This is a genomic window from Shewanella sediminis HAW-EB3, from assembly GCF_000018025.1.
Lineage (GTDB): Bacteria > Pseudomonadota > Gammaproteobacteria > Enterobacterales > Shewanellaceae > Shewanella > Shewanella sediminis.
The window spans coordinates 3,711,161-3,724,056 of sequence record NC_009831.1; the positions used below are offsets into that span (position 1 = coordinate 3,711,161).

The following is a 12,896-nucleotide window of genomic DNA, read 5'->3' on the forward strand; positions in this document are numbered from 1 at the left end:
ACAAATATTCTGTTACTGCTAACTAACTTTTAATTGAAGAATCAGGCTTCTGTCTTCATAAGGAGACCTGTGACTTCAGTCAACTTCCGCGCCAATTTTAACGCTTCTTCGTTCGGGATCTGTCTAATCAGATCACCGGACTCGATGTCCATAACACTTACAACATTTGTGCCAGAATCTTTATCGATTTTAAATGCTAACCCTTTACGCATAACTGACATCATACTGGACAAGTCTTCGACTAAACTCTGTAACTCTTTTTCATCTAACTTGGGTTCTTCAGAAGCACTTTTTTCCACTTCCTCTACAGCCTTAATTATAGTGTTCGGCTCAAGCTCTGCACCTTCTACGACTCCCGCTTTAGCAGCTCCAGTCCCTATCTCTATCTTAGTCGCTGCCGCGCTGGATGAGCTTGCAAAATTGATATCCATGACCATACCCCTCCTAACTTGCCTAGTTTATCCCTAAACCATTAAAGGGAGATCCGTCGCCGAACCTCCCTTTCTACTTATTAACTATAACCCTGTTACATTACTATTTATAGTAATGAAAGTGCTACTTGAGGTAACTGGTTAGCCTGAGCTAACATAGCTGAACCTGTTTGCTGTAGTACCTGGTTCTTAGTCATAGCAGACGTTTCTTTGGCGAAATCCACATCTACGATACGACTCTTAGCATCGGCTACGTTAGCCTGAGTGTTCGCACTGTTACTGATGTTGTGAGACAGACGGTTTTGAATCGCACCTAAATCAGCACGTTGGGTATCAATCGTCTTAATCGCTTTATCGATAGCGCCTAGAGCTGAGGCTCGGTTAGCTGAAGTCGCAATGACTACTGCGTTCACAGATAGTGATGCTTTATCTGTTTTCTTGACGGTAACTTTAATATCTTCGCCGTCCTGATGACCTACCTGGAAATTTTTACCAGCTGAGAAGGTACCAGTCATAAGCTTTGTGTTACCGAACGCAGTCGTCGTACCAATTGCATCAATCTCATTGACTAATTGATCCATTTCCGCTTTAAGTGCCGCAATATCATCTGCGCTATTTGCACCGTTCTCGGCTTGAACCGTCAAGTCACGCATACGCTGCAGCATGTTTGTCTGCTCTTGCATCGCACCTTCGGCAATTTGAGCGATAGAGATAGCGTCGTTTGCGTTACGCATACCGACTTCGAGGCCTCGAACCTGACTGTTCAAACGGTTAGAAATTGCAAGACCGGCGGCATCATCTTTTGCGCTGTTAATACGCAAACCACTCGATAGACGCTCCATTGAGGTAGCTAGATTACCACTAGATGTATTCAGGTTTTTCTGAGCCTTTAGTGATGTGACGTTCGTATTTACTGTAATAGCCATGATTGATTCCTCTTTATACCTGACTTAAGAACTTGCCTGTCTGCTTTAAGCCAGGCGGAGCTAATTGGTTACAGTATATTTAACGGCAGAGGAGTTTTTATCTTTAGTTATTTTTATCAAAAAAACAGCAATTTTTTAAAAAACCTTTGAATTCAATTACAAACTAACTAACAAGTGAAGAAATAAAGCTTAAAGTGGCTCGACACGAAGTTAAATTGAGCCACTTTAATAGCGATATCCATGGTTACCCGAGTAAAGATAGTGCAACTTGAGGAAGTTGGTTTGCCTGAGCAAGCATAGTAGAGCCAGTCTGTTGAAGAACCTGATTTTTAGTCATTGTGGCAGTTTCTTTGGCGAAATCTACATCGACAATACGACTCTTGGCATCGGCGACGTTAGCCTGAGTGTTAGCACTGTTACTGATATTATGAGCTACACGATTTTGAATCGCACCTAAATCAGCACGTTGGGTATCGATGGTCTTAATCGCTTTATCGATAGCACCTAAGGCAGAAGCTCGGTTAGCTGAAGTAGCAATGACGACTGCGTTCACAGATAGTGATGCTTTATCTGTTTTCTTGACGGTAACTTTAATATCTTCACCATCTTGATGACCAACCTGGAAGTTTTTCCCCGCAGAGAAGCCTCCGGTTAATAGTTTAGTATTACCAAACGCTGTACTCGTACCGATCAAGTCAATTTCAGTGACAAGCTGATCCATTTCCGCTTTCAGCGCTGCAATATCATCGACACTATTAGCACCGTTCTCCGCCTGAATAGTCAAATCACGCATACGCTGCAGCATGTTTGTCTGCTCTTGCATCGCGCCTTCTGCGATCTGTGCGATAGAGATAGCATCGTTAGCGTTACGCATACCCACTTCAAGACCACGTACTTGCGAATTAAGACGGTTTGAGATTGCCAGACCTGCAGCATCATCTTTAGCGCTGTTAATTCTCAGACCACTCGATAATCGCTCCATCGAAGTCGCCAAAGCACCACTAGAAACATTCAGGTTTTTCTGTGCCTTCAGTGAAGTCACATTGGTATTTACCGTAATAGCCATGTTAATTTCCTCTTCTTGGTTGTACTGCCAAGACTTAGACCTTGGCTAAAAAACTCGTTATAAAGTTTAAATGTAGTCAAACAATGAAACTGACCCTACTTTGCTGAACACGTTCGACACCGCATTCAACGCTAACTGTTGCTTCTCATACTCGGTAATTGCCGAGGCATAATCTAAATCTTCCAACATAGATAAAGCCGAACTATTGACAACTTTCTCTTCCACATGAGTCATATTGTGGCTCTCGAGGCTCTTGAGGTTATTACCTGCTACTCCCCGTTCAATACTTATTTGATTGACACCACTGTCAATGTTATTCAATACCTGTGCCAACTCAGCCATCCCCTGAGGAGTATTTATTTTATTCGGTGATTCCAGCAGAGTGATCGCCTCATTTATGGTGTCGAAGATACTCACATTGGCAGCTGGAGAAATACTAAAACTGTCTCCGGCAGCAGGCATACCGTCGAGTTTCACTTCTAAACCGTTATAAACAATGGGGTTGCTTGAATCGAAATTGACTTCTGTCTGTACTAAGGTGTTGGTGGCATCTCGTATCTCTAAGTCCGCTCCCACCATAGTAAAAGTATAAGTTTGCTCTACATGAACAGCCGGGTTGGTTATTTTGGCGCTTTCTACTTTGAAATCACCTGCTTGGGTCGCCAGATAATTGGCGCTATAATCTCCCATACCACTGGGCGCATTCATAAATGCACTGTCACCCGGAATATTGGTCCCTATGGTGACCCCCGATGCAACAACCGATTGCCTGACACCATTGTCGCCGCTATAAACTATGTTTCCGGTTGCATCGAACGCAAATGCTTGAGTACCGGTTTCGTTTCCGGAAAACATATAATTGCCCGACTCATCTTTGGTATTGGCAACACTGAGCAGCTCATCCAGGGTTCCGCGCAGTTCATCGGCAATCATTTGCCGCTCGGAGTCGGCAAGTCCGCCGTTGACTGCACGAATCACCAGCTCTCTGGATGAACCCACGAGCTTCTCTGCCGTACCTAGCTTGCTTTCAGTTATCGCCAAATGGTTGGTTGCATATTCGATGTTCTTAACAAACTGATCGACGAGGGCATTCTGTTGATTAAGGTTATCGATACCAACCGCGGCAACAGGGTCATCACCGGCAGTATTGACTTTTTTCCCGCTCGATAGTTGATCTAAAATCTTGCTGGTCGCAGACTGCCTATCCAAGACACTGGTGATACCTTGGTTAAACATCTGTGCAGTTGAAATTCTCATATCGAACCCCTATCTCGCTGAACTAATCTGGAAGTTAAAAAAGTCATTTCGCTCTCCCTATCGAGTCGAGTTAAATAGCGTGTCGAAAATTTCAGAAGCCGTCGTCATAATCCGAGCCGATGCCTGATAGGCTTGTTGAAAGCGGAGTAAATTGGCCGCCTCTTCATCTATGTTGACACCAGACTCACTCTGCACTCTGCTGTACGCCTGAGAATAAACAGCTTGAGCAGAGCCCATAGCAACTTCGGCGGCCTTTGTTTTTCCACCAACACTCAACTTGGTACCTTCATAAACATCAGTCAGCGTCGATGTGCCGCCGTTCATCAATTTAGTTTCACTCAATTTAGACATGGCCACCGAGTTGGTGTTGTCGCCCGGAGCAAATGAGAGGTCGAAAGTAAACCTGTCCGTTGCCGCCGCCGTCGATGTCACATCGAAGGTAAAGCCATAGGCGCTAATTGAAGGTGGAACAAATGCTGCCGCCGCACCAAGAGAGGCACCGGTAGCATCGAAAACTTCGAACGTATTCGCGGCTGTATTAATTTCGAAAGTGAGTTCAGAGCCCGTGAGAGGGAATCCCGCAGCTCCTCTGTTATCGATACTCACCATCTCTATTTCGGTATTACCGGAGTTTGCCGCATCGGGAGTAATCTTAGGTGCAGCAGCGGCAATACCTTCAGGATCTGTCATCACTACACCGATCCCTGCGGCGGCCCCTGCAGCGGGTCTTATTTCAAATTTGTCCCCATCTGCCAATGCGCCGGAGTCGATATGAATAGTGAAGCCGCCGGCGCCATCAAGCTGGGTACCGTTTAGCGTCAACGGTGTGACATTGCCGGTTAAGGTATCTGTGAGTTCATAAGTTGCCGGAGCGGTGTAAGATAGCTCGTAACTATTACCAGATAACTGTCCCGAGTCATCGATATTGACCCGAAGCGACGCAGTACCTGTATTTGAGCTTAACGCTCCGACTCTTCCGACAGACATAGTGGGATCGTTAATGTCTTTAAAGATATCTTTGCCCACTTCGCCGTTTAGATCGAAACCCTCTTTCTGGGCTTGGTTAAATGCATCGGCAACCCCCAGAGATAGTTGACCAAGCTCCTGCTGCGCCTTGACTAATGTCTCGTCACGAAACTCGAATAGCGCGCCAATCTGTCCACCCAGTTTTGAACCATCGATAACTTGGCTGTGAGTTCCTATCGAGGCGGTAATTTGTGACTCTCTGCCGAAAGGGTCTCCGGGTGTAGTGCCAATTGCCATAGAAACTTCGCCGGAAACCAACATCACAGCTCCGCCCAGCATGACACTCTTGGCCCCCGTATCGAGCGGGATGACGTTAACTTCTGAGTATTGGCTCAACTCTTGGATCAACGCATCTTGTTTATCGAGAAGCTGCGCATCCTCACCCTGAGACTTCATCAACTCCTGATTGATATGGCCAAGCTCTTTACTGATCTCATTGATTCGGTCGGTAATGCCGACGATCTGATCATTGGTCTGCTTCATCTGACCATCGAGATGAGACTGCATCTGATTAAGGCTTGTGGCCAGTTGTCCGGCAGAGCCCAGTACGCTTCCCCTTATGCCTATATCATCGGGAAGATCTGACAGGCTGTTAAGGCCGGCGAAGAAATCATTGAGTCCTTGTGGCACCGCCTTGCCGATCTGAGAGAAGAGCTGATCGAGCTCACTCATCTTGGTATGTGTCGTTTGGGCTTCACTGGCACTCGTCTGTCCGATGCGTAGTTCACGCGCGGCATAGTCGTTGTAGATACGCTTTACGTCTGAGATATAAGTTCCGGAACCATAGAACTCACTCCCCGCACGTTGTGATTCGAGACTAGACTGCTCGGCAACCTGCCTGTGATACCCCTGAGTATTGGCATTAGCAATGTTATTACTGGTCACCGCCAGTTGTGATTGCGAAGCTAAAACCCCGGTACGGGCAATATTAAGAAGATTCATCGACATCAGCAGAGACTCCCATCAAAATTAAAAGCAACGCAGCGCACCGATTCCATTGCCATATGCAAACCAAATATTACTTTCATGGTTGTACTCCCGGTATCGATGCCTTGAGATCCTGACTAATGGATTTCATCACCTTTATCACTTTATCGGCATATTGAGGATCGGTTGCATAGCCCGCATCCTGAAGCGCTCGAATAAATTCATTTGGACTTGCTGCCTTCTTCATGGCCTCCTGGTATCTTGGACCTTCCGACACGAAAGAGACAAAATCATCGAAGCTCTGCTTAATATCGTCATAGACTCTGAAGTCGGCTTTTTGCTGGACGGCAACCCCTTGCTCAAACTCAAGAGTACTGACCATAGCCTTACTTCCCTGCCAGCGTTTATCAGCCTTGATATTGAAAAGGTTATTACTCGAATCTCCACCCGCACGTTTTACCATCTTCTGTCCCCAACCAGTCTCTAATGCCGATTGCGCAATAAGCACTTCAGGTTTGGTACCCAATGTGGCTGCGGCTTTTTCAGCGTGAGGATAAAGCTTGGCAACAAAATCTTCAGGACCGCTAAACGTCATTCCCGCCTTTGTCACTTCAGACGGCAAACTCTTGCCTGTTAATATGCTTTCAAGCGGACTATTTGGTTTAGCGTCAACAAGCTGACTATCCGCAGGTGGATTAATAGGAGTAGCCTCAGTTCTGACCGCACGACTCATCACCATTCCTTGAGCCATCCCACCCTGTTCAATATCACCACGAAGCACCGAAGCCGGAGTGACCTTGCTGGTTTCCGGTGAAAGTTGCTGAACCATAAGATCTGCCAGTCCCAGCATGCCTTTATCCGATAGGTTCACAGACATCTGTTGATCGTGCATCTGCTCATAAAACTTGGTGTACTGGCTGTTCATCGGACTATCAGATTCAAATACCGCATTGGCATCGCGCATACTTTTCATCAACATCTGAACAAATATCCCTTCAAACTGCTGAGCCACCTCTTTAAGCGCCCCCTTATCATCTTTCTGGGCCTTCGATCTAAGAGAGTCCAGACCTCCGATATCCAAAAAGTGAGATGAGTTCGACAGCTTTTCCATAAATGTTCCAGAGATTCCGACAATATTCAGACGATAGTAACCCTACGCTGCAAACTGCGTACCAATTCAACACATAACGGATATTTAGCCGGGAAAATTAGACAATGTAAGGAGGGAGAGGCATCAAAGAGAGTTCAGACAGAAAACTGAACTCTCTTATATGAAGGCATTGAATGGGCCCTGACAAAAATCAGATAATGATCAGCTCGCCATGCAGAGCACCGGCCACTTTTAACGCTTCAAGAATCGCAAGCACATCGGAAGGCGCTGCGCCGACGAGGTTTACCGCCCTGACCAGCTCATCTAAGGAGGTGCCTGGGTTAAACATAAACATACGACTATCTTCTTCGCTGGCATCGATAGTGCTGTTTGATGTCACGACCGTTTGACCGCCCGCTAGCGGATTTGGCTGTGATACCTGTGTAGCTTCGGCAATGGTGACTGTGAGTCCACCATGGGTAACAGCCGCGGGTAGTAAGCGAACATCTTTACCCACAACTATGGTACCGGTACGGGAGTTAACAATCACTTTTGCAGACTCAGACGCAGGCTCTACTTGAATATTCTCAAGGGTTGCCAGAAATGAGACCCGCTGAGAGACATCTCTTGGGGCACTCACCTGCACAGAAGCGGCATCCAGCGGCCTTGCCATTCCAGGACCGAGTAGTTCGTTAATGGCATCGGCTAAACGTTTGGCCGTTGAAAAATCGGCGCGACGAAGGTTAAAGGTTAAGTGATCACCTGTCGAAAATGGGGTTGTGACGGTTCTTTCCACCATGGCCCCATTTGGAATACGTCCAACGGTTGGGGTATTTTGAATGACTTTAGAGCCATCCAGCCCCTCTGCACTGAATCCACTCACCACCATGCTTCCCTGAGCGATCGCATAAACGTTACCGTCGACCCCCTTCATGAAAGTTTGCAGTAACATGCCCCCACGCAGACTCTTAGCCTCACCCAGGCTGGATACGGTAACGTCAAGAGTTTGACCCGGCTTAATAAAAGCCGGCATTACGGCGCTGACCGCCACAACGGCAACATTCTTAATTTTCGGCCTGAAATTATCGGGTAGATTAATGCCGAAGTTTTTCAGCATGGTTTTGAATGTTTGCTCTGTATAGCGGGTCTTCTCACCCGTGCCGGGTAAACCAACAACCAAGCCATAACCGATTAACTGGTTACTTCGCACGCCTTGCACATTGGCAATATCTTTGATGCGTTGGGCCTGGCTCGTGCCGCAGACAAGCAGTAAAAGGAATATAGAAAACAACTTAATTTTCATGACAATGACTCCTTAGAAAGGCCACCAGCTGCCCATAAAGAATGAACTGAGCCAACCCACTTTCTGAACATCGGCAAAGGTACCTGTACCACTATATTGAATGCGGGCATTAGCGACACGCTGTGAATCGATGGTGTTGTCCGGTCTAATATCCTGAGAGCGAACGATGCCGGTAATTCGAACAAATTCATCACCGTTATTGATGCTGATCCACTTCTCTCCGCGAATAACTAAGTTACCGTTATTCAGCACCTGCATCACATTGGCAGAGATACTGCCGGAGAGGCTATTACTCTGATCGGCATCCGACTCGCGCTTGGTATTCATGCTGTCTTTGTATCTGAGATCGATAGGCTGACCACCGATAGAGATGTTTTTCCCGCCCGCATAGATGGGATCGAGTGTTAAATCAGTCCCCTTCTTGATCTCATTACTGGCGCTCTTCTTCGCCTGTGTCGACTCCTGCAACATGACAGTGATGATGTCACCGACCTTAAGTGCCTTGATATCAGAATAAAGGCTGGATGCCTGACTGTCCTGATACATAGAGCCCGTCGCGGCTATCTTAGTCGGCGGCGCTTCAGGATAGACCGGCGAATAATATGGGTCGTCCGCAATCGGCTTCTCACCCGTTGAGCTACAGCCCGTCAGTACCGGTGAAAGTATAATGGTTGCAGCAAGCAAAACAGATAACTTACTCATAACTATGCCTCTACAGATTCTGGTTCACATAAGAGAGCATCTGGTCGACTGCCGATATCACTTTTGAGTTCATCTCGTAGATACGCTGACTCTCAATCAGGTTAACTAACTCTTCAGTCACATTTACATTTGAGGTTTCCAACGCGCCCTGGCGTATTGCCCCCATACCATCGAGTGATGCAGTGCCCTGAATAGGTGTGCCGCTGGCTCCGGTTTCCGTGTACAGGTTTTGCCCCATGGGATCCAGACCACTTGGATTAATAAAATCGGTCATGCTCAGCTGGCCAACCACCTGACTCTCGGCAGTGCCAGGCGTTTTAACCGACACTTCACCTTCGGCCGACACGGTAATACCTGTGGCATTTTCCGGAATGGTGATCGCCGGTTGAACCACATAACCTGAACCCGGTGTTACGATCTGTCCGGTATCATCCAGGGTAAACTGACCATTTCGGGTATAAGCGGCGGTGCCATCGGGAAGCTGAATTTCGAAGAATCCAGGTCCTTCGACCATAAGATCCATCGAGTTATCCGTGGTAAGCATATTGCCCTGAGTAAATACCTTCTGCGTGGCGACAACTTTGGTACCCGCACCGATATTTAAACCATTTGGCAGTTTAGTATTGGAAGCGCTCACGCCTCCAGCCTGATTAACCGTTTGATATAAAAGGTCTTCGAAGACGGCTCGACTCTTTTTGTAACCAACAGTGCTTGCGTTAGCAACATTGTTAGAAATCACCGAGATATCTGTTTGCTGAGCGTCTAACCCAGTCTTACTTATCCATAACGCGGGATGCATAATATTGACTCCTAACTAACACGCATTAATGAAGAGGAGGCTTTATCCATCTCTTCGGCTGTTTTCATCATTTTGACTTGCATCTCAAATTGACGCTGTATATCGATGAGGTTAACCATCTCATCGACGGCATTGACGTTACTTCCTTCTACTGCGCCACTTTCGACACCAACAAAAGGATCGGCGGGGGCATTCTCTCCCGACATCAATCTAAACAGGCCATCTGAGCCTCTCATCATATTTTGATTACCCGGATTGACGAGCTTGATGCGGCCCACCTCTTCAATCACTTCTGCCGTTGCGCCCTGAGGCCTGACAGAGATGATACCGTCCTGAGCAATCTCAATCTTTTCTATAGGCAGTGGCAAAACGATGGGACCTGAATCGCCCATCACCGGATTACCGCGATCGTTACGGAGCAGACCTGTGGTATCGAAACTCAAACTCCCCGAACGGGTATAGGCTTCACCGCCATCACCCGCCTGAACGGCAATCCAACCGTCGCCTTTAACGGCAACATCGAGATCTCTGCCTGTCGTTTTAATGGGGCCGGATGCAAAGTTTGCCGACGGACTCTCAGTCATCGCGAACACGCGTGTCGGCAATCCTTCACCAAAAGCTTGCATGGAGCGAGCTTGAGCCATATCGGATTTAAAGCCGTCGGTATTGGCATTTGCCAGGTTATTTGCCCGAACCGCCAGCGAATTCATGTTCTGCTTAGCGCCGCTCATAGCGACGTAAAGTAATTTATCCACCAGCGCCTCCGTCAATCTTTCTGCTATTACTATCTATTAAAATAATAAAAGCAAACATCATGCCAGATTGTTCAGATGAGTTAACTTTGAACTTGATAGCTTGTAACAGATGAAACAAGGTTTTAGGGGGTAGTCATGAAAGGAATAAAAAGGTAAAGCGGCAAGGCGTTGCCAGCGGCAACGCCTTTATCATAGAGGAGAGTAAGTTACCTGATCTGCAACACGGTCTGCTGCAGGGTGTTATTCACCTCAAGCGTTCTCGAGTTCGCCTGGAAGTTTCGTTGAGCAGAGATAAGATCCACAAGTTCGGTGGTCAGATCGACATTCGACTGTTCCAGTGCCGATGAACGAATACTACCGAAGGTACCGCTATTTGCCTCACCGGCGAGCGCAGCGCCTGAGTCGAGGCTGGCTTTCCATGAGGTATTACCCACCTGCGTCAGTCCCTGCTCATTAGCAAAACGCGCCAAGGCCACCCTTGCCAGCGCTACCGTCGCACCATTACTGTAACTGGCGTTGATCAGACCATCGGCGCCGACCTCGACATTCGTTAAACGGCCAACCGTGGTGCCATCCTGGGTTAACTCGGTCACTTCGAAGGCCGATGCATATTGAGTCGGATTATCAAAGTCTATGGTCAAGGCTTGTGAACCATCGGTGCCAGGACCCAGAACATCGGCGCCGCCATTACCTAAGGTCTCTGTGATAATCGTTGCGGGGTCGGTCGTCGTATGAGAACCTAATTCGTTAAACTTGATCACAGAACCTTTCCAGTTACCAAGCGTCGCTTGCGCTGGTGCATTACCATCAACAGTACCATTGCCACTAGTATCGGTATCATAATTAACAACAGGACCAGCTATATCCACCTGCTTTCCATCTACCGCATAGAAGGCAACCCAGTTGCTTTCCAGATTATATGCAGCGTTATTGGGTCGAACGAAATAAGTGGTCATCACATGCGGTTCACCTAATGAGTCATACATTGTGACCGCGGTAGAGTTGTTATAGGTATCACGATCAGAGGGATCGAATAGAGCGGGATCTTTAGTTCCATCCCCGGCATTGAGGTTCATCTGTATACCGACGTTCTCAGTTTTCTTGGGGCTACCAGCGGTGTCGGGGATCCTGACAGGCTTGGTCTCGGTTAAACTGACAGAGGTTGAGTTTCCGTCTTTATCCACCTCGAACGCTTGCAGAAAATTCCCTTGAGAGTCTACAAGGTAGCTATTAGAGTCAACTTTAAACGCACCGGCTCGGGTATAGCTTAAGTCTTGAGAGCTAAAACCCGATGAGGTGACAAAGAAGCCGCCGCCATTGATCGCCATATCCAGCGCATTATTGGTAAATTGCAAACTTCCCTGATGGAACTGCTGCGCCACGTGACTGGTGGTTGCGCCGCCACCTACGCCAGTCTTACTGTTAGCAAAAATTGAGTTTGCATACACATCTGCAAATTCAGCTCTGGACTCTTTAAAGCCGATACTATTGACGTTAGCAATATTATTTGCCGTGGTATTCAAATCTTTCTGCGCTGCAGCGATACCACTCAATGCGATGTTAAAAGACATAATTCACCTCAATTTTGATTCATTACTGTTGGCGACTTATCTATTCACCCACAGTCTTTTAGTTAACTGCTTACCTGACGTTAATAGAGCAAATATTGCGCCAGGTATAAAATCTTTACCTAGTTTAAATAGAAATTTAAACTAGGTACTTAAACTAAGTACTCAAACTAAGTACTTAGATGACTTACGTTTCTGCATCAACAACGGGTTTATTGACACTGCCAGATTCAGCAACGGCCAACACATCACCAAGCTTAATACCGCCCACACCACGCAGATTAAGAATCGAGCCGGTACTCGCCGTGCCCAAGGAGACACTCGTTACGTGGGCATAGGTTGAAACCGGAAGTTCTTCACTTGAGCCATCGATGCGGCCACTGGCCTTGATGGAGTAATTACCCGAAGCCACTGGCTCACCATTCGCGCCCAATCCATCCCAACTAACATCGATATTTCCCCCGGCGCTGCCATCGATGGTGAAGGATTTAACGAGCTGGCCCTTATCATCTTCGACTCGCACCGTAATTGTATCGATCGCTTCCGGAGTACTAATAATGCCGTTAATAGAAGGATCTTCCGCTGAAATATAGCCTGTATCCGACGGGATAAGCACTTTTTGCCCCACTAAGCCCGACGCTTGCAGTGCCTGACTCGAGGTCATCACCGAGTTCAGGTTAACAATCTCATCGTTGAGGTTCTTAATACCGTCAACAGTCGAGAATGAGGCCATTTGCGAGATCATCTGGTCATTGTCTACAGGCTTAAAGGGATCCTGCATCGAAAGTTGTTGGCTCAACAATGAGAAGAAATCTTCTTGAGTTAACTCTTGACTATTGGGCTCTGGAATCGATGATTCCTCTGGCAACCTTATGCTATCGATAAAGGGGTTTCCCGTCGTGGAATCCGCAGTCGATTGCGTCGTTGCAGCTTGAGCGGCCGAAGGGGTCGCCTGCTGCGCTGGTGCCACAGAGTTTTGCGTCTGACCAGCTATAGGTTGAGCACCTGCACTACTAAGTGGGTTAATGAGGCTCACTTGTTACCTC

General features: G+C 47.3%; 12 protein-coding genes. All 12 read right to left on the reverse strand.

All coding sequences use genetic code 11. The features are described from left to right. Positions 1-41: 41 nt before the first annotated feature. Positions 42-431 carry a flagellar protein FlaG gene (locus tag SSED_RS16105; RefSeq protein ID WP_012143408.1) on the reverse strand — a complete coding sequence of 130 codons (390 nt, stop codon included), beginning with the start codon at positions 429-431 and terminating at the stop codon, positions 42-44. A gap of 107 nt (positions 432-538) precedes the next feature. Beyond that, complete coding sequence (locus tag SSED_RS16110; protein WP_012143409.1) at positions 539-1,357, reverse strand: flagellin N-terminal helical domain-containing protein; 819 nt, start codon at positions 1,355-1,357, stop codon at positions 539-541. A gap of 244 nt (positions 1,358-1,601) precedes the next feature. Then, positions 1,602-2,423: a flagellin N-terminal helical domain-containing protein gene (locus SSED_RS16115; RefSeq protein ID WP_012143410.1), complete on the reverse strand. Its 822-nt coding sequence runs from the start codon at positions 2,421-2,423 to the stop codon at positions 1,602-1,604. Between the two features lie 66 nt (positions 2,424-2,489). Continuing rightward, on the reverse strand, positions 2,490-3,680 hold the full coding sequence (gene flgL / locus SSED_RS16120; protein ID WP_012143411.1) for a flagellar hook-associated protein FlgL: 1,191 nt from the start codon (positions 3,678-3,680) through the stop codon (positions 2,490-2,492). Between the two features lie 57 nt (positions 3,681-3,737). Continuing rightward, a complete protein-coding gene (gene flgK, locus SSED_RS16125; protein WP_012143412.1) occupies positions 3,738-5,654 on the reverse strand; it encodes a flagellar hook-associated protein FlgK in 1,917 nt (638 codons plus the stop codon). Positions 5,655-5,730: 76 nt separating this feature from the next. After that, positions 5,731-6,744: a flagellar assembly peptidoglycan hydrolase FlgJ gene (flgJ, locus tag SSED_RS16130; RefSeq protein ID WP_012143413.1), complete on the reverse strand. Its 1,014-nt coding sequence runs from the start codon at positions 6,742-6,744 to the stop codon at positions 5,731-5,733. Positions 6,745-6,934: 190 nt separating this feature from the next. After that, positions 6,935-8,026, reverse strand: a complete 1,092-nt coding sequence (locus SSED_RS16135; protein ID WP_012143414.1) for a flagellar basal body P-ring protein FlgI — start codon at positions 8,024-8,026, stop codon at positions 6,935-6,937. 12 nt (positions 8,027-8,038) lie between these two features. Then, positions 8,039-8,728 carry a flagellar basal body L-ring protein FlgH gene (flgH, locus tag SSED_RS16140; RefSeq protein ID WP_012143415.1) on the reverse strand — a complete coding sequence of 230 codons (690 nt, stop codon included), beginning with the start codon at positions 8,726-8,728 and terminating at the stop codon, positions 8,039-8,041. A gap of 10 nt (positions 8,729-8,738) precedes the next feature. After that, positions 8,739-9,527: a flagellar basal-body rod protein FlgG gene (gene flgG / locus SSED_RS16145; protein WP_012143416.1), complete on the reverse strand. Its 789-nt coding sequence runs from the start codon at positions 9,525-9,527 to the stop codon at positions 8,739-8,741. An 11-nt stretch (positions 9,528-9,538) separates the two neighbouring features. Next, on the reverse strand, positions 9,539-10,282 hold the full coding sequence (gene flgF / locus SSED_RS16150; RefSeq protein WP_012143417.1) for a flagellar basal-body rod protein FlgF: 744 nt from the start codon (positions 10,280-10,282) through the stop codon (positions 9,539-9,541). Positions 10,283-10,488: 206 nt separating this feature from the next. Next, positions 10,489-11,853 (reverse strand): flagellar hook protein FlgE, encoded by a 1,365-nt coding sequence (gene flgE / locus SSED_RS16155; RefSeq protein ID WP_012143418.1) that lies wholly within the window; start codon positions 11,851-11,853, stop codon positions 10,489-10,491. A gap of 184 nt (positions 11,854-12,037) precedes the next feature. Continuing rightward, on the reverse strand, positions 12,038-12,886 hold the full coding sequence (gene flgD / locus SSED_RS16160; RefSeq protein ID WP_012143419.1) for a flagellar hook assembly protein FlgD: 849 nt from the start codon (positions 12,884-12,886) through the stop codon (positions 12,038-12,040). Positions 12,887-12,896 lie beyond the last annotated feature (10 nt).

Bases quoted from the DNA above. Each gene is read 5' to 3' on its own strand.
- SSED_RS16105 (WP_012143408.1), bottom strand. From the start codon at position 431: ATGGATATCAATTTTGCAAGCTCATCCAGCGCGGCAGCGACTAAGATA.
- SSED_RS16110 (WP_012143409.1), bottom strand. From the start codon at position 1,357: ATGGCTATTACAGTAAATACGAACGTCACATCACTAAAGGCTCAGAAA.
- SSED_RS16115 (WP_012143410.1), bottom strand. From the start codon at position 2,423: ATGGCTATTACGGTAAATACCAATGTGACTTCACTGAAGGCACAGAAA.
- flgL (WP_012143411.1), bottom strand. From the start codon at position 3,680: ATGAGAATTTCAACTGCACAGATGTTTAACCAAGGTATCACCAGTGTC.
- flgK (WP_012143412.1), bottom strand. From the start codon at position 5,654: ATGTCGATGAATCTTCTTAATATTGCCCGTACCGGGGTTTTAGCTTCG.
- flgJ (WP_012143413.1), bottom strand. From the start codon at position 6,744: ATGGAAAAGCTGTCGAACTCATCTCACTTTTTGGATATCGGAGGTCTG.
- SSED_RS16135 (WP_012143414.1), bottom strand. From the start codon at position 8,026: ATGAAAATTAAGTTGTTTTCTATATTCCTTTTACTGCTTGTCTGCGGC.
- flgH (WP_012143415.1), bottom strand. From the start codon at position 8,728: ATGAGTAAGTTATCTGTTTTGCTTGCTGCAACCATTATACTTTCACCG.
- flgG (WP_012143416.1), bottom strand. From the start codon at position 9,527: ATGCATCCCGCGTTATGGATAAGTAAGACTGGGTTAGACGCTCAGCAA.
- flgE (WP_012143418.1), bottom strand. From the start codon at position 11,853: ATGTCTTTTAACATCGCATTGAGTGGTATCGCTGCAGCGCAGAAAGAT.